This window comes from Flavobacterium sp. CF136, from assembly GCF_000282055.1.
Lineage (GTDB): Bacteria > Bacteroidota > Bacteroidia > Flavobacteriales > Flavobacteriaceae > Flavobacterium.
In genome coordinates this window covers 1-19,472 of the sequence record NZ_AKJZ01000002.1, presented here as the reverse complement: position 1 = coordinate 19,472, position 19,472 = coordinate 1, and the positions used below count along the sequence as shown (strand labels likewise).

Below are 19,472 nucleotides of genomic sequence, written 5' to 3'. Positions count from 1 at the left end.
TTCGATTGCTGTCCCTAACATTCCACCAGGAAACTCCTTAAGAAATTAAGGAGTTTTTTTGTTTTCCCACAACTTTTTGACTTAACCCTTCATTAGTTCCTATTTTCATAATGCAACAAATTTTCTTTATTAAATAGTTAAGTAATCAAATAAAAACTAATCACATTATTTTAGTGATACGCAATGCTGTAAAAGGTTTTTGTGGAAGCTGAATTAAATTTTTCCCACTAAATTCTCCCTTAACAGGCGTAATTGTCATATCCCATGCATCGATAATTTCAATTTTATATTTTGAATTTTCGGGTAAATATACAATTTGGCTGCGTGACTGGTCAACACTAAAATAGTGCAAAAAATATTCATCTTTAAAAGCAACATATGAATAGGGTACCCAAAATTCCGTATTGATAATAGGTGTTAAATATCCTGGGGCAGATTCAATTATATTTCTTAAAAATTTAATCCTTTCCTGACTTTGCCCTCTGAGAACTCCCCCTTTTGACCACCACAAAATATCTTGCGATTCATATCCCCATTTAACGGGATTTTCAGTAACATAAGTTTCTCCATGCCCAACAAAGCCTCCATTTACAACACCACGCCAAAATTTGTTCACCATCTCTTGACCTGTTAAATTCCCCCACGGCCAATTAATATTTCCTTCGTACCGGCATTCATCATAAACTATTGGTTTTTTATATTTTGTCCTTAATTCCTTTGCTTTATAGGTGTCATCATTCTGTATGCTCACATGTGTTATCAAGGGATTTGTGTGGTCATAGAGGTTAGCTCCATTGTGTATTGAAAGCAAGTGATTGTAGGGGTCTTTTTCGGCAAATAACTCAATAAAATGGTTCCAATCGTCCGTCTTCTTAGATTTCATAAAATCATATTCATTAGCCAGACTCCACCATACATTTTTATAGGCAGCAAAGCGGGCAATAATATAATTGATATATAAATCATCGGTTTTTCTGTCCATTTTTTGAAACCCCCAACGGTCGTAAGGATGAAAAACAATTAAATCGGCTTCGATGCCAAGTGAATCCAATTGCGCTATCCTTTTCTCAATATTCTGAAAATATGCAGGGTTAAATTTCGTGTAATCCCAATCAGTTAAAGGCTTTCCCTCAAAAGGATACAAGAGTGGCTCGTTTTTATTCCAATCGTAGTCTTTAGGAAAAATACACATGCGCATTTTATTGAAATATCCATTAGCAAGGGTTTTCAATGTTAATTGGGCAAGACTATCTCCCTGATGAACCCATGCATAACAGGTCGTACCAAAAGGGTAATATGCCTTATTGTCTGAATAAGCAAAATTAAAAGTATCTTTTACTACTACTTGCCCGTGATTACTGTTGATGTTTGAAAAACATTCAAATTTGCCTTTTTTATTATTAAGTGACTTTAAATTGCTTGATGTGATATAAGTCCAGGCACCTGTCGCTTGTGGCATAAAACGGATTTTATATATCCCATTTCCATCATAAAAACCTGAAACTGTTTTTATATTCTCACCATTTGTAAATTTAGCACTTAGCTGTACATCAGTGAACGGATTACCTTTTGAATAACCATTAAGAATGATCTCATAAATACGCCATTTTTCAACTTTATTTTGAGCCGAAATACTCAAAAAAGATAAAGAGACTGTCAATAATAGTATTAATCTACGCATAATTATAATTGTTTAATAAATATCATTCCATATGACATTCCTTCGGTACGGGCATCCTTATTTTTAACATCAGAAACATATCCCAAAGAGACTCCTAATTCAAAACAGATACGGTTTGGATCTTCAAAAACATCGTGGTCTGCTTTGGCCAATTTCATTTTTAGACAGCAGATTGCTTTTTTTTGTGAAAATTATTTTAAGAATTTCCAATAATCAAAATACAGTATATTGGTCTTGGCTTCTCCTTTAAAAACAAAATACAAATCGTGAATTCCTGAAACTTTTTTAATATCAATTGTCTGCGATGCCCATTTGTCATTGCCTACCGTCATTGGTACATTTACGGTTCCGAGCAACTCTCCATTTTTAGAGTCCAATCGTATCTCCATTGAAACATTTCCGTTGTGCGTTGTGCCGATTCTTGTCGTGAATTTCGAAGCACCTTTACGGAAATCCACCTCTTTTACTTTGATAAAAGCGTCATTGTATTTTGCCGTAATAAAAGTGCCGGCCACATTATCTTCCATCGACTTTACTCCTTCAGACCAGGCAATGGTTTCAGCTTCCGTTTTGACATAAGGATTTAATGGATTTAAACTCTGTTTAATACCTTCTGTCATATTCATTTGCATGATCGAACCATCTTTATTAAACCTGGCTTCTTCTACACAAACTGAACGGGTAAAACCGCCGCCTCCCGGCAATGCACCATTGTGGTAGAAAAAATAGCTTTTTCCCTTAAAATCAATTATACCGGGATGATTGGTAAAAGAATTTCCTTGTGTAGGCATGACGACACCTTGATATTTCCAGGGTCCTGTTATACTTTTACTGGTTGAATAACCAATATGTTCCGATATTGGCCCTGCGGCAAAAAATAAATAATACAGACTATTGCGTTTATACAGCCATGGTCCTTCCTCATAAGTGGTAGGTCTTATATCATTTTTTTCTCCTTCGCGTTTACCAAAAGATTCCAAAGTATTGGGTATTTGTTTAACTTCACCCGAACAGGATATCATGTCCTTATTCAGCTTTACGTAATACAAGCCGGGATTTCCCCAAAACAAATACGCCTGGCCATCTTTATCAATAAAGGGAGTAGGATCAATATCGTTCCAGGGATGATGATTGATAAGTTTCTTGCCAATAGGGTCTTTAAATGGACCATAAGGACTATCTGAAACTAAAACTCCTATATTTCCGCCATGCATGGGACAGTATAAATAAAATTTACCATTTCGTTCAATACACTGAACTGCCCAGGCACCATTATCCTGCTTTGCCCAACTAAAATCTTTTAGAGAAGCAACTATTCCATGGTCTGTCCAATTGACCATGTCGGTTGATGTATAAAGTGACCAATTGAGCATTTTAAAACCCTTGCCGTCGGCATTGGCATCGTCTTCATCATGGCTTGTATACAGATATACTGTCCCGTTATGTACCATTGGTGCCGGATCTGCCGAATATTTGGTCTGCACTATAGGATTTTGTGCTTCTCCAATAGAACAATTTATGATAGCTATAAGTGTCGCTATAAGTTTATAGGTATGTTTCATTTTAGTTATTTAGTTAATAAAAATCCTCCGTTCGGCTGGATAGTTATTGATAATTCTTCATTTTTAGAAACTTTCATGGTTGTCGTGTAGGTTTCTTTATCATTCTTGTCATTATACATAACGACGCTCTGACCAGCAAGCATCCGCAATTTATTTATCTTACTATTTAATTCTAAACCAATCAAAATCTACATATCCGCCAGTATTTTTGGTTGCATAATTAAACAAGCCAAAACGATACCCCATAAAATGCGGGATGTCATATTTCATTTTCAATATATTCCCAATAGGATTCCACACTTTTCCATCTAAGCTGTACGAGAATTTAGCTTCGTCTTTCCCATTAAGAGCGTAAAGGTTATTAGCTTCATCGTTCATACCGGTAAAATCGCAATCAATCTTTAAATAAACGTAATTTTGTGTCAAAGGAACTTGCTGTATTTCTACAGGTTTACCCGAACCGGCACTTACCATTACTATCGACTTTTGACCATTTTCGACCTTCACTCCAACCTGTCCGTATTTTTTTTGAAAGGCACATAATCCTGCGAAATCACCTTCCTTCATTTTGGAAACATCCAATAAAATTGAACCAGTACATGTTGGGCCAATTGTACGTTGCGTAAGTATATTTCTTACCTGCGTAAATACGGTATCAATTCTGGCTGTTTTTAGTCGGAGATATCCCTTTCTTTCTTTTATTGACCAAAGTTTGTTATCCGGATTATGATTCCATTGCCATACTAAAGAAAGTGCTGCCTGTCCTTTTTTTCGATTGAATTCATCAGAAGCAACCAAGTTCGGAATCAAACCTTTACTGGCTGGCAGGTCTAATGTTTCCGGGACTTTGCCGTTTTCTCCTAATACAGGCCAACCGTCTTCCCACTTTACGGGAACGAGATAAGGAACGCGGCCAACAGCCCCAAAATCGCGGAAAAGATAAGAGAACCAACGCCCATCGGGAGTGTCTATCAATCCTCCCTGAGCAATTCCTCTATCCTGTAAGCCAACTTTTCCTTCCCAGGGACCGTTGATATTATCTGCCCTATGTATAATTACAGTTCGCATTCCACCGCGTGGCGCGCAAATATTAAATAGATAATATTTCCCTTTTACTTTAAACAATTGAGATCCTTCAGCTCCAAGGCCTACTTCTTTCCCTGTTGGTGCGCTGGCTTTTTCGATGAGAACTCTCTCCGGAACGCCTTGTTTAACTCCTGTCAGATCATCATTTAATTCAACAATTTTAAGCCTGTCTGCGTCATAAATTAAATATACCTTGCCATCATCATCAAAAAACAAGGAATGGTCATGGAGGGATGGCTTAAAAGAAACTCTTTCCCAGTTTCCTTTTTCTATATCTTTTGTTTTAAAAATATAGGTTTCACCTGGTATGTCATGTGCAAAAGTGGTTACATAATACATCCCCTTGTGGTAGCGCAAACTACTTGCCCATGAACCTCTGCTATATATATTTTTTCCTTCTGTCAAATTTAGCGCCGGCAGATCTGCCAAAGTATCATAGGCATAGTTGATGATTTTCCAATTGACAAGATCTGTAGATTTCATAATGGGCACACCCGGGTTCATGTGCATCGTGGTACTGCTCATATAATAATTTTTACCAACCCTGATCATAGACATATCAGGCACATCAGCAAAAATTAATGGATTTTGGGCTTGCGCCAAAGCAACGGCCTGAACAAGCAAAACTAAGAAGCCTAAAATAAGCTTATTATTTTTTTTCATAATTTAAAAATTGGTCAATAGTATATAAATGGTTTCAGTAAACAAAATAACAAGAAAACAATACCATACAACGTTTCTTTTTGTATCGAAAGAGTGCGCCAATTGTATTAAATGAAAAACCTATATCAACATTTATAAATCAATCTAAAATTTATGGAATTATATCAATAAGATTTGGAAATAGTATAATTCATTGACCAGGTTAAAAATAAGTAGTATCAAAAAAAAAGTAGTAAACCTAAGCTTACTACTCTCTAAAACTGTACTTATATTTGTTATTTAATCCTGTATCACTTTTTTAGGAATAGGCATTTATAATTCCTCCCAACAGATCTTATTGCTGTTTATATATGCGCAGATATTCAGAAGGTAAGGACCCAAATTCTTCCCGAAAGTACTTGGCAAATCTTTTTGGGGAATTAAACCCTACTTCATATGCTATTTCGGCAATTTGCATTTGGCTTTTTTCAAGAAGCTGGCGTCCGCGTTTTAATCGTATGGTTCGAATAAATTCGATTGGTCCTTTACCGGTAATGGCAATTAATTTTTTGTATAAATGACCACGACTAAGACCTAAAGCTATACTAAGGGCTTCAACAGAAAACTCAATGTCGCTTATATGTTCTTCTACCACCTTAATAGCTTTGGCTATCAGAGCTTCATCCAAAGAGGTAATGGTAATTTCTGCAGGAGAAACATCTAACTTTTGACTAAACGAGACATGACTTTTCTCTGTCCATTCTACAAATTTCTGAATGCGCAGTTTTAGCAAAATAAAATTAAAAGGTTTGGTTATATAATCATCAGCGCCAAGTTCCAGACCTTCCATTACATGTTCTTCAGCGGTACGTGCCGTCAATAGGATAACCGGAATATGAGACCAATAAATATTAGTTTTTATTTGTCTGCAAAGCTCTATTCCGTTCATAACAGGCATCATTACATCACTTACAATAATGGTTACGTTAAACTTATGCAGCAATTGCAGGGCCTCTTCTCCATTATTGGCAGTTATTACATAATATTCATCCTCAAGATTATCTTTAATAAATTCACAAAAGTCATTGTTGTCATCTACAAATAATAATATTTTTTTATTTGTAATGATATTTGTTCCTTCCTCTTCCTCAATAGCAAATTCGTCTGAAATATTTTCTCTTGGATACTCTTCTACTGTGCCTAAATCAGCCATTCTGATTGGAATCTGAAAGGTAAAAATACTACCCTGCGGCACATTATCTGTAACATTTATAGTTCCTCCGTGAAGATTGACATATTCATGTACAATATGTAATCCTATACCTGCCCCGGTTTTTTCCTGTTCTTGCTGAGCCTGATAAAACCGTTCAAAAATATGTTCTTTCTCTTTATTGCTAATACCGGATCCTGTGTCGGAAACACTTACAGAAACAGTATCATTCACTCGTTTTATATGGATGCGGATAGTACCGCCGTCTAAAGTATACTTGAATGCATTTGAAAGTATATTGGTAAGTATTTTTTGAACTTTATCCCGGTCAAATGACATTGTTAAACTTTCTATATCTGTGAACAACAATAAATTAATATTACGTTCTTCTGCATAAATACAAAATGAATTGTAAATTTCATTAATAAAACTAACAAAATCACCGGACTTTAAATTCAGTCTTTCTACACCAACATCCAGTTTATGAAAATCAAGCAGTGAGTTTATTAATGCCATTAGCTGTTGTGCATTTTTATACATTACACTCAACTTTTTTCTCATGCTTTCGTTGGCTGCATCTTTCAATAAAATCTGCAAAGGGGTAATAATGAGCGTAAGTGGTGTACGCAAATCATGGCTGATATTGGTAAAAAACCTTAATTTTATCTCATTAATATGTATCTCCTTCTCATGATCCATTTGCATACGCTGCTGTTCCAGTTTTATAACATGCTTTTCTTTTGTTCTGCGAACATAAAATGTCACCGCACTAATAATTAAAATTGCATATATGATAAAAGCCCAAATTGAAAAATAGAAAGGAGGCATTACATTTATAAATAATTCTGTAGGGACATTGTTCCAAACACCATCACCGTTACGTGCTTTTATTAAAAGTCTGTAATTACCGGTTGGAAGTGAAGATATTACTATTTTATTTTTTTGAGTAGGCACCCATTGTGTATCAAAGCCTTCTATTTGATAAATATATTTTACTTTATCAGCATTCAGTAAATTTCCAGTTGTAAACTGTAAGGAAATAAGTTTGTCATCATGCCTGAAATTTAACTCGGAAGTTAATTGCATTGGGTGGTCGAGCAATTTGCGTCCATCATAATAGGAGTCGACCTGAATAGTATTATTCCCAACTGTCAATTCAGTAAATATAACTTTTGGTGTAGATTGGTCTTTTTCAGACATTTTATTCGGATTCAAAATAGTATATCCTTCCACACTACCAAGCAGAATATCACTATTTTGTAGTTTGCAAACAGCGCGATCATTAAAATAATTATTCATAAGGCCATCTTTGACTGAGTAATTTTTACTTGAAAAAGTAAATCCTCCGTTTGATGCCGGCGTAACAGTAAGTATTGAAAGCCCATTACTTGTTGTTACCCAAATATTATTGAGATTATCTTCTGTTATACCTTTAATTGAATTATCACATAACCCATTTTCTTTATTAAAATAATAAATAGTGTCTTTTTTTTGATTCCAGATCGTCAGCCCTTCATTACTGCCTAACCATATAATGCCACGTTTATCTTTATAGACATTTGAAATCAGAGGTTGGGGGAAAGTTTGATTTCCTTTCTTATTGCCAAGATACAAAGTCTTTTTATAATTCGTAATATCAATTATCAAAAGGCCAAATACAGTACCAACATACATTTTATCACCGCCATCATAAGACATATCCAACGCATAAACAATATCATCAAATGGGGTAATCACAGCATTAAAATCATCCGAGTCTGATTGTAATACCTGAATTTTGCCACCTAATGATCCTATCCATAGATTTCCATACCTGTCTTCTTTTAAATTCCAAATACTATTACTGGTTATTTTGCTGTTCTTTGTAGTATACTGGATCATTTTGCCATTTTCATAACAAAAAAGTCCTTTTTGATAGGCCCCAATCCAAATACGATTTTTCCTGTCTTCCAGTAAAGATATTATCGCGATGTTTGGAACCGGGAGTTTCCTAATGGTCTCTGAGTTCTTTTCTTTTATATATAGTCCGTTTCCATCTGTTCCCAACCAAATATTTCCATGATGGTCTTCCATTATAGACATAATATCGGAACATTCAGGGTGTCGGAAATTGATAAAATTCCGGAAACTTTCATGATAAAACGAAAGTCCCTTTTTATCGTATCCAATCCAGACCGTCTCATTGTTGTCTTTGTACAGACACCTCACACTGTTCGATGATGGGCCTGTCTCAACCCATGGATCAGATACCACATTTTTAAACAAATCTTTTCCTTTGTCGTAGATAAACAATCCTTTGTGGTCTGTTCCTATCCAGATTTGTCCCGGCTGATTTTCGATAATACTTGTTATATGATTGGCTTCAGTTTTTAATTTTGAAGGCAATTCTAATCTTTTCCACTCTTCAATTGAGTTCTTTTTGTAAAAAACCTGTTCACTTTTATCCGAACAAATCCACAGCCCGTTATTGCTGTCTATATAAATTATATTAGTGGCATTAATAGCATTCTGTTTTATAAAGTCAGGTAATTCTATGAAGGTTAAAACCCCTGAATTTTTATTCAGTTTCCAGCAGATCCCTGAATCATTTTGAATTGCGTACAGAAATTTACCACTATCAGTAATGGAAATTTCTTCTTTTAAAGGAGTCTTTAATTGGAATACAGAAGTCTTTTTTTTCTTAATATTATAAAAAAACACCTTCTTTTTGTTTAGTACCCAGAGATTACGATTTTTATCGACAAAAACTCTGGCATTAAAATCTGCCTCTATCCCCAGATTGAGCAACAACAGTTTTGTATCTGAAAAGGAATCTTTATCTCTTTTATATACCATGTAAGAATATCCTAAGTCTATCCAGATATTACCCAGGCCATCTTCCTGCAATTCAACTATAATATTTGAAGACAGAGCATTAGATACACCGGGATGCATTTTATAAACCTTAAATCCGTATCCGTCATATCTATTTAGTCCAGACTCTGTTCCTATCCAAAGAAATCCGTAACTATCTCTCAGAATAGTTTTTACATTATTATTTGAAAGACCTTCATTAGTTTCTAAATGATGAAAAACATAGGACGACTGCCCTATAATACTTTGAAAAGAAACAATCCAAAATATTACGAGTACATGTATGCAGATTTGTCTTAGATTTTTTTTCATACTAAAATGGTCAATAGAAAATTAGAGTAGATGGGCAAAAATATGTAAGCTGAATTTTTTCTGTATTTAAAAGGATTTTATTTCTCTAAATAAATATGATAAACATTTTATTCTTCTGATCAGGAAACTTTTGTATCCTGCTTTATTTCAATAAACTCAGATTCATAAGGAGCGATTGTAAAACTGACAGCATTAATTTTTATCTAAAAAGGACACTTTTGGATTTTCTTTTCATTTGTATCTCTTTTGACTCTGCTAACATTCAAATATAACAAATGTTTTTTATCTATCTGCCTTGCCATTTACACCAAAGTAACATCAGACCTTTTTTTAATTCCTAATTCATGTATAAGCTTATCCAACAAATAATTAAGCAAATGCTATCTGTCAAAACTCAAAAATAGTAACAAAAAACTAGGGAGACTATAAAAACTCCCTAGTTTAAAAGCAAACTAACTTAAATTTAACCATTCAACTTAAAAATTGTCATGTTTAATGTATATTAGGAGAGGGCTCAATTCAGCTCCTTCTTTACATTAATTCTACAGCAAAGAAGCAGATGTCTCTATAATTTCAAAATCCTTACCAATCTATCGGCGGAGAGTAAAACTTATTAATTCAAATAAGACTTCTGTTAAAATGATAATGAATGCGTTTCTTATCATAAGTTAGAAGTCAATATTAAAAAAAAACACCATTTCTATTTAGCTTGTCATGCAATAAAAAATTGTATATGCAAACATCATTAAAACTTCTTTATTCTACGGTATCCTTTTGTATCAAAAAGCTACCTTATTTGTTGCAATTATAGGCTAAGAACAGGAAATGCGTACCATAAAAAACTTTCCACAATTAAATAGTCTTTGAAAGTTGTTTATTATAGTTGATAATAGTCCATTAAAGAAAGTAACATTATTTAGATAACAAAGCAAGAGCAACGGCTTTTCCTGGAATTATCTAAAGTAGTTATTTTAGCCATTTTTTTGTTAGTTTAATTGTGTTTGGTATAGTCGTTATCGTCACAAATCAGGATAACAACCAGAACGAAAATTATAAACATTGCTATTCTCATAATTAGTAATTTTAAGTTATTTTGAGGAAATATCAATTCTAAGACGATTTCGTATGTTAAACGTGTATTTCAATACTCATCCTTTAAAGTAAAATTTATTTAATAAGTACTGATTATCAATATCTTTTAGTTTTGAAAAACAAAAACAATACAATTGATACATTACCACGGTTTTATATGAAAAAACCGTCTCAAATTTTAGATTGAGACGGCTTTTAAAAATAGTAGGCACTCTACCAGAATTGGGATTGTTTGATCTCGCGTTTACCGGACAAATAATGGTATAACGCGGATCGTTTTATATCAGAGCATAATTTTCCTCGTCAAGAGTGTTACCGATTTTGTTTTGGAAGTTCTTCTCCAATCTAATCAGCATTGTCCTGACAACAAAATTCATGGTGTTTTTCTTTTTAAATCGTGCTTAAATTAAATTTTTAAAGAAAGGAAGCAACCATTCTAAAAGGAGTTGTTGTACTTGTAAAAGTATAACCTCTATAGCCAATAGTCGGTATCTCTGTAAAATAAAGACCATTAGGATTCATAAATTCATCATCAAGCGCTTTTAAGAAAGATGGACGCGGGATCGCCGGTCCTTCTGGATCCATACCTGAAGCCCCGGCGGGTGCAATACCTGATTTCCAAACACCCGGAATAAATGTAACGGTTTTGTTTACATCATCTGCTTTTACAGTAAAGTAGTGATAATACCTTTGTTCAGTTTCGTCGTCAACAGATCTTCTGTATTCTATATAATTAGTCCCATCAGCATTATTAAACCAAAGCTGTGCTCTTATAAGCGGTACTCCACTGGCTTTCTCTATGTCTTCTAATAAAGATAAAAACAATGGGGAGTTTTGTGCATCAGATTCTGTAAGACCACGCATATAAGCATAGACATTATTTCCGCCTCCGGGTAACAGCAATTGATAATCATCCGTTAAAATCAAAGGTTTTGTACTATATTTAATTACAGCACTCACTCCATCTGTACCGGTTGCAGTAAAATCCCCGGTACTATCATCATAAATAAATTCAGTTAATTCCTGATTGTTGACTACTAAAGCCGGACTTACAATAATACCTGTTTTTGTGAAAGCAATACCCATATTATAACTTATACTGTAACCCTGTTCTACAGAATTTGCAGTTGCAAATCGAGTATTTGAACCATAATTAAAATCTAATTTATGAATCTCGGTACCGTCATTAATTTCCAAAAATCTAAAAAGAGGGCGCTTATCTGAACCTTTTACATTTTGGCCCATTTCAGTATGTAGTTCCAGATCTGTCCAATCTTCAGCTGTTGCTTTTACGAAGCGCAATTCCTGAAAACTACGTTTAGTTTTAAAAATTATTTCACCATTTTCCTGTCCGTAATATAAAAATTGAAAGTCTCCTTTGTATCCTTTACCTTTTAATGCCTCCGTAGGATAATTATTTGAATCCGATAACAGGTGTATTCTGTTTTTGGTAGAGAATAATAAACTAACTGTGCTTCCTATCTCAATACTGTAATCACTGTTATAAATATTGGTATCGCTGTCAAAATCAGATGCCATAGCTACTTTTCCGTCAGCAGAAAATTTAAACAAATGCGTAAATCCGCCAAGTTGTGTATTATCTGTAAAATAAACTGCCTTCCATCCATATTCAGACGAAAGTAAGACATCATTAAGCTCTTTTTTTTGGGCATTTATTCTTTCCGTTGGCGTCTTATCAAATTTTTGTTCTGCTTCATTCTGGTCGCAGGCTTCTAATTGTGTTGCCAGAAAAGCAATAATCAGAAACTTAAATATATTTTTTATTTTCATAATGTTTTCTTTTTTAAGTTAACCTAACCTCAATTAGTTTAATTTCCATTTAATACTGCTGTAGTATTTTTTTCTGCTTCATCCCTTAAAGCATAAAAATCCAGATTGAACTCTTTTTTGAAATATTTGACAACAATAGCTTCTTTCGCTCTTATCGCAGCAACAGCTGTTTCACTCTGTATACCAGCCAAAAAGGCCTCGTATTCATCTTTAGAATTAGTTAGCATAACAGAAGCCATTTCAGCAAAATCCTCATTAATATTCGATTTTGCATAGGCTGTAATAAACCCTTCTTCATTAGCATCCTGATCTGAGGTACTATACCAGTTTGCCGTGTAACCGGATGGTGTTATTTTTGCCATCGATTTTTCATCATATGGTTTATGCTGATTCAAAATATGAATGTATTCATGTTGTATCGTATGGATAAATCGTTTTACATTTTCCCTGTCTGTAACATCTACATTATCAGTTTCAAAAAGTGTTACTCTTTGCCCGCCTTCTGCCAAACCCAAAATAATATTTCCGGTTAAATCCAGATTCATTCCCCCAACCATTACAATTTCACGGGGAGCAATTTTCTTTACAAAATCAGGACCGGCAATTGTTGTATAACTATCCAGCCATATTTTTTGTATAATTTCTAAAACGGGCTGTACTTTTTCTTCCTGAGGCGGATACAGGTAGCGATTAACATCAACGGCATTCTGGTTCCATTTGTATTGAACATTTATGTTATAAGGATTTAAATAATTAGCCGTAATCCAATTATCTAACGTTGATTGAGGAGGATTTGTGACATCTAATTCACTATCTCCAGACAAATCCTCATGTGAACATCCTGCGAAAGCAATTACGGCTAACGCCAAAAATGCCATTGTATATTGTTTTACTATTTTCATATGCTTGATATTAAATTATCTAGGATTTTTTTCGATACCGTTTAATGATGCCTGAAGTGGTATTTGTAATGCCCGGCGATTGTCATCTTTAGTCAGAATATTTGTTGGTTCATTGTATATTTCATGTTCAATCTCTAAATTAAATCGTTTAATATCAAACCATCTGATGCCCTCCTGTATAAAATCTCTCCTGCGGAACTCAGCTATAGCCTTTATGTATGATGTTTGTAAATCAGTTAAAGCATAAAAAGGGGTATATTCATTTTGGATTACAGGATATTTAGCAACTATTGATTCATCAGTTAAAATATCGGTTGCCGGATCGTATTCCTCTGTTCGTATTCCAATAAAATATTGCAATGCTGCTCTGGCTTCATCTATTCTGTTTGCCATTACAAGTGCTTCTATCCTATTCAAATAGAATTCATCATTACTGAATAATACCATTCCAACATATGCATAACCAACACCTGCATTGGCATTTGTATATTTGTAATATTCATTAAATTTGGGTACAAATACTGTATTACCATTGTAACTTAAGATTTGATAAATCCATAGTTTATTAAAAATATTGGTTGCGGAACCTAAAATTTCGTTCATTCTGGTTGACGTGAGCTGAAACCTGTTTTGATAAAAAGATCTTGAATAATAAGATGTCGCTGAGGCAATCAATAAATTTGTTTCCTGAGTTGGCTCTGCATAAATTTTTACCTGAGTATCATAATCAAGATTCAGATAAGATGGATAATCCCTTAGTTTTCCATCCGGATTAGCTGCTAATTGATCTGTAAGTTCAATAACTCTGTTCCAATTTCCTTTTATCAGGTAAAAACGTGATGCAAAAGCTTTCGCTGCCTCTTTATTAAAATGGAATTGAGGCTGATTGTAATCATTGGTAACGTATTTTAACCCTTCTTCTATATCATTTTCAAGATAGTCAAAAACTTCCTTCATAGAATTTCTTTTGTATTTTTTGATCAATACATCTTCAGGTTCTGTTACATATGGTATCCCCAAATCTGTATCAGCAGTAGCCGGGTCATAACGTTTAGACCAAAATGAAACCAACATAAAATGTGCATAAGCCCTCGCAATCAAAGCCTCTCCTTTCTGCGGATTGAGGCTTGCAGGACTGCCCAGCTCCTCAATAGCCTGAAGTGCTTTATTAGCATGGGCAATTGCAGTATAACAGGCTTTCCAATAATAGGCCTGAGAGTCAATATCATTACTATTGTTCATTTCCCAGTTGTAGTTTTCCGAATTCATAACTCTAAATAATCCGGGATCACCACTATCAAAGACATTGTCGGTCATGGTTTCGGCAAACTCCATATAACATGCATCAGGATAAGCATAAACCAGCAATTCAGAAATTTTTTCCGGTGTATCTATTTGTGTCCTGTTATCGGGGGTTTCAGAAAGAAATTCATCACAGCTGCTAATACTTACAAGTAGTAATAATGCCAGTATAATTTTTATTTTTTTCATACTATTTATAGATTATAATGAAATGTTTAAAGTAAATGTATATTGAGTTGTAATTGGCAATGCTACACCTCCCGCATTACGAAATTCAGGGTCCTGACCGTTTAATCTTTTATCGGAATAAATTAATAATGGATTAATTGCTGATCCTTTTAATGTAAAATTTGTTACCCCTATTTTTTGCTTGAAAGCTCTCGGGAATTCCCAACTTAAGGATACATTTTTTAATCTGACAAAATCCCCATCTGCAATACGTACATCTGAGAAATTGTATGTGTTATAAGCAATTGCCAATGATTTTGACTCAGCACTATAATTATTAATCAAAGCTTTATCTGCTATTACGGGTACATTGGTATTATTTTCATCTCCGGGATTGATCCAACGATTGGTAAAATCTTTTGTAAAAACAGTTAAGTCATCATATTGACTGGAATAAACAGGATTCAAACGTACTTTATTCCCTCCTGATGCAACGACAAAAACGTATAATGACCAATTTTTGTAAGTGAAAGTATTCGAAAGTCCAAAAGATTTATTAGGCTCTATTGAGCCCTCATATTTTAAATATTTGGTTACATTATCACTATCATTAAAATTTGCTCCGGCAATGTTATCCAATTGCCCGTCTTTCATTACAAAAGTTGGCAAACCCTGATTATTTAATCCTGTAAAATGATAAGAGTACAGAGAGTTTCTGGGATGCCCAACAGTATTTCCTCCCGTTCCTTCAATTAAATCAAAAGCTGATGCCTGGCTCTCTAACTTTGTAATTTTCTGATTATATACAGAAAAATTAAAATTGGTTGACCATTTAAAATCTTTGGTGGTTATATTTTTAGTCGACAGGCTAATTTCAAGACCTTTAGTTTCCATATTGGCATTATTACCTTGTTTCATTGTTTGTCCGCCAATTCCTGATGTTACTACATAATCAACTAAATCAAAAGCTTTACGGCTGTATACGTCTGTTGTAAATTGTAGTTTGTTATTGAACATACCAAGATCAAAACCTAAGTCGGTTTCAAATTGTTTTTCCCATGTTAAATTTCCATTTTGCAATTGGTCTATACGAATACCTGATTCTCTGTCGCTAAGATTTAAACGATCTGTAATAAAACTTTTATAAATTGCCAATGAATTGGTAGCCGGTCCTGCCGTAGCTGTAAGCCCGTAAGAAGCTCTTAATGCTAAGTTATTTATAGATTCAACATCTTTCATAAATTTTTCTTCCTTCATGTTCCATTTTCCACTAAAAGTGTAAGTTGGCAGCCAATTGGATGAATTATTATTACCCTGTCTGTTTGAACCGTCATAACGTCCGGTAACTGATGCTGTATAACGTCGATCGTAGGTATATCCCACTTTTCCAAAAAAGCCTACCGTTCTTTCTCTTTCTGCATTAAATCCAAAATACGTATTTCCTTCATTAATAGTTTTTTCCAACATTCTTGGATCTGTAAAACCAGTAAGGCCTTTGTCATATTGTAGCCCATAAGCGGTAAAATTGTCGCTATTTCTATTTATGGACCTTAACTCTGTACCAAACAATCCTTCAAATTCATGTTTAAAATTTAAAGTACGTCTATAGTTTACGCTATTTCTTATATAATAGGAAGTCAGATCATCTGTAAATTTTCTTAACATTCCACCATTAGGAAGAACGGCAACTTTTGGAGCTGTTAAATCATCTGGATCCTGATATAAAAAAATATTTGCATCTCTTACAGCAGTTGTTTCTGCAGCATTATAAGCTCCAACTATATTTGAATCTTCAAGAATTTTATGTTCCCTGCTAGTGTTGGCATAACGCGCTGAACCCGCAAGGTTATAAGTCAGGTAAGGATTAATTTTATATTCCAGATCCATTTGGAAACGAAAATCTTTTACCTCTATTTCCATGAAATTATTTTTAAGTTCATTCAAAATATTAAAAGGCGCCCAATTGCTTCTGTAATATTCCAAATTTCCATTGTCATCGTAAGGTCTTAGAGTCCTGTTTGTATTTAAGGCATACTTAAAAGGGTTGATATCAAAATTTCGGGTTGTCGTTCCATAATAAGTATCTTTTTCAGTATCATAACTTCCAGGAGCACCCTGATTCCTTACAGAAGCCTGTGTAGTCATTGTAATATTTAATTTATCATTAATATAAAAAGTACTTTTTAAGTTTGATGAAAGTTGTTTTACATGATCAGCAACACTCCAGCCCGGATCACTATAATAGGCTAATGAAGCGTACAACGCATTATTTTTTCCTCCACTAGAAAAACTTAATGAATGATTTTGGGCAATCGAAGGTCTAAAGAGTACCTTAAACCAATCTGTATTGGCTAATTCATATTTTCTTAAAAAAGCATTGCGCCCAGCCTGATCATTACTTACTAAATAGCTGTCTGTTTCGGGAACATACGTATTAATTCCTCTGGCTAAAATATTATAGACTCCTCCATAACGTCCCTGAGCAGTTGAAGGCAAATCTAAAAATCCTTTTGCTTCAACTTCTTTCAAAATACTCATTGTTTCTTTTGAATTCAAAATATCATACTGACTATAATTAGGTGTTGTTCTGGTCGTTTGGTCTAATGAATACGTTATCTTTAATGGAGAGTCTTTTCGTCCTTGTTTTGTAGTTACAACCACAACTCCATTTAAAGATCTTGACCCATAAATCGAAGTTGCAGATGCATCTTTCAAAATTTCAATGCTCTGTATATCATTAGGATTTATTCCGGCAACAGAAGAACTTAATAACGTTGCAGAATTCCCTGAAGCCAAATCAGATACAGACACATTAATAATATCTTCCTGAACAACACCATCAATAACCCATAATGGTTTTGTATCTCCAAAAATTGAAGAAGATCCACGAACCGTAATTTTTGGAGCAGTACCAAATGTTCCTGAAATATTCTGTACAGTAACCCCGGCCGCTTTTCCTTCAATCATTCTGCTTATATCAGCTAATCCGTCAACTTTAAGTTCTTCAATAGGGATTTTACTGACAGCACCTGTAAAAGTTCTTTTTGATGTTTTTTCATAACCTGTAATTACGACTTCTTTTAAACTTTGTTCTAATTCATTTAAAACTATCGTTAACAAAGCACTACCCTCTACTTCAACCTCTTTGGTTCCCATTCCAACATAAGAAACAACCAGCTGGTGACAATTCACCGGTATTTTGATAGAAAAACTACCATCAAAATCAGTATATATAAAAGTATTGGTCCCTTTGGCCGTTACTACGGCTCCTGATAGAGGCACTCCGTTTTGGTCAGTAACTTTTCCTTTAATAACAGGATCGGGACGACTTTCAAATTTTAGATTATTTTGCAAAATAATCTGATTGCTTATTTCTGTATAAGTAATATTCAATGGTTTCAGGATTCGATTAAGAATACTTGATAATGTTTCCTGATTAGCCTTTATACTAACTTTTTGATTTAGCTGTGGTAATCTTGAATTATACGAAAATTTTACATTCGCAGCTTTTTCAAGCTTGGATAACGCATTATCCAGACTTAAATTTTCAACTGCAATAGTGACTTTTGTATCTAATTTTCTTTGCCCATTGACACTGTTTGCCAAAGTAACACTTGAAAACACAAGTGCTAAGACAAACTGAAATAGTGTTATTTTCATGATTCGATAGAGTAATCGTTGTTTACCAACTGATTTTTTCATAAATTTGATTTGTTTTGATTAATACTGTTCAAGCGTATTTTAGAAACACAATAAAATGACTCTTTCCAGAGAGTTATTTAATTTTATAAAGTGTCGGATGTTAGCGCATTCGACACTTTTTTTTGTAGTTTTATCACATAGGCAATAATTGGTTTTTATTAAAATTATTATATCGTTTGATTTATTATTACTTAATAACAGCCCTGTGAGGTTATTATAATTTGATTGCCATTCATTTCAAAACTGGTATCGTTTCCAATACTTTTACAAATAATTTTAAGTTTTTCTGATAATGGCTGATCACTTAACGAAGTTGTTAAATGACAATCTTTTAATTTATCTTTAGGGAAATCAATTCTGATCAGATATGCCTGCTCTATTGTTTTAAAAATCTGATCAATAGGAATATCAGTAAATTCAAAACTTAATTGTTCAATATTACCAACACTGCTGGCTAATGCCTTGTCTTCTGTAATATCTGTTATCTTATCAAAATTTAAGTTGCTTCTTACGAAACGTAAGGCTTGATTGGGAAGTAAAATAACCTCTTTTTTCTGGTCTGAATTTGTAACCAATTTGTTTGAAATTACCCTGACTTTACCGGTACGAACAAGTACTTCAACGTTTGGTTGATCCGGGTAAGCTCTTACCCGAAAACTCGTACCAACAACTTTTGTAATGATTTCGTTTGCGTAAACTAAAAAAGGTTTATGGGGATTTTTACTAATTTCGAAGAAGCCTTCTCCGGATAAATAAACCTTCCTTTCGTTTCCGGTAAAGATTTTAGGATAACTTAATTTACTTTTGGGTTGTAATAAAACCGAACTGCCATCAGACAGAGTAATTACTTGCGGCTTGTCAGAATTATTTGTTTGCTCAACAAGTCCTTCATGATTATCGCTTACAAGTTCCTTATAAGTCAAAACAATATGATTGGCCCGAAATTGATTTTGATAAAACCAAACCGATACAAAGGCAAAAAACATAGCAGCTGCAACTCCTGCAAACCAATACTTTTTTAAGTATTTAACAGTATGATATTTATTGGATTTATTACTATTTTCTAATTCTTCAATCTTAATCCATGTTGATTGTAATGCGGTATTGAGTTCGGAAGAAGAAATTACAATATTAGGAACTTTCATTGCCAGCAATAAAAGTCTGGCATC

At 33.9% G+C, this 19,472-nt stretch carries 11 protein-coding genes; all 11 read right to left on the bottom strand.

Annotated features, from left to right (window positions below):
- Window positions 1–160: 160 nt before the first annotated feature.
- Window positions 161–1,681 (bottom strand): DUF5605 domain-containing protein, encoded by a 1,521-nt coding sequence (locus PMI10_RS00055; RefSeq protein ID WP_007803110.1) that lies wholly within the window; start codon window positions 1,679–1,681, stop codon window positions 161–163.
- A gap of 2 nt (window positions 1,682–1,683) precedes the next feature.
- Window positions 1,684–1,839: a hypothetical protein gene (locus tag PMI10_RS21980; RefSeq protein WP_007803107.1), complete on the bottom strand. Its 156-nt coding sequence runs from the start codon at window positions 1,837–1,839 to the stop codon at window positions 1,684–1,686.
- 33 nt (window positions 1,840–1,872) lie between these two features.
- The gene (locus PMI10_RS00050; protein ID WP_007803105.1) at window positions 1,873–3,243 is read right to left on the bottom strand and encodes a glycoside hydrolase family 43 protein; all 1,371 of its coding nucleotides are present in this window, start codon (window positions 3,241–3,243) and stop codon (window positions 1,873–1,875) included.
- A 5-nt stretch (window positions 3,244–3,248) separates the two neighbouring features.
- A complete protein-coding gene (locus PMI10_RS00045) occupies window positions 3,249–3,386 on the bottom strand; it encodes a hypothetical protein (protein WP_007803103.1) in 138 nt (45 codons plus the stop codon).
- Window positions 3,387–3,405: 19 nt separating this feature from the next.
- Entirely contained in the window at window positions 3,406–4,992 is a 1,587-nt protein-coding gene (locus PMI10_RS00040) for a glycoside hydrolase family 43 protein (protein WP_007803101.1), read from the bottom strand.
- A gap of 334 nt (window positions 4,993–5,326) precedes the next feature.
- A complete protein-coding gene (locus tag PMI10_RS00035) occupies window positions 5,327–9,346 on the bottom strand; it encodes a two-component regulator propeller domain-containing protein (RefSeq protein ID WP_007803099.1) in 4,020 nt (1,339 codons plus the stop codon).
- Between the two features lie 1,506 nt (window positions 9,347–10,852).
- The gene (locus PMI10_RS00030) at window positions 10,853–12,229 is read right to left on the bottom strand and encodes a DUF4302 domain-containing protein (protein ID WP_007803097.1); all 1,377 of its coding nucleotides are present in this window, start codon (window positions 12,227–12,229) and stop codon (window positions 10,853–10,855) included.
- A gap of 38 nt (window positions 12,230–12,267) precedes the next feature.
- A complete protein-coding gene (locus PMI10_RS00025; RefSeq protein ID WP_007803095.1) occupies window positions 12,268–13,131 on the bottom strand; it encodes a zinc-binding metallopeptidase in 864 nt (287 codons plus the stop codon).
- Between the two features lie 15 nt (window positions 13,132–13,146).
- The gene (locus PMI10_RS00020) at window positions 13,147–14,622 is read right to left on the bottom strand and encodes a RagB/SusD family nutrient uptake outer membrane protein (RefSeq protein ID WP_007803093.1); all 1,476 of its coding nucleotides are present in this window, start codon (window positions 14,620–14,622) and stop codon (window positions 13,147–13,149) included.
- A gap of 12 nt (window positions 14,623–14,634) precedes the next feature.
- Window positions 14,635–18,303: a SusC/RagA family TonB-linked outer membrane protein gene (locus tag PMI10_RS00015; protein WP_007803092.1), complete on the bottom strand. Its 3,669-nt coding sequence runs from the start codon at window positions 18,301–18,303 to the stop codon at window positions 14,635–14,637.
- Window positions 18,304–18,494: 191 nt separating this feature from the next.
- Window positions 18,495–19,472: FecR family protein (locus PMI10_RS00010; protein WP_007803090.1), on the bottom strand; the 978-nt coding region annotated here is incomplete at its 5' end.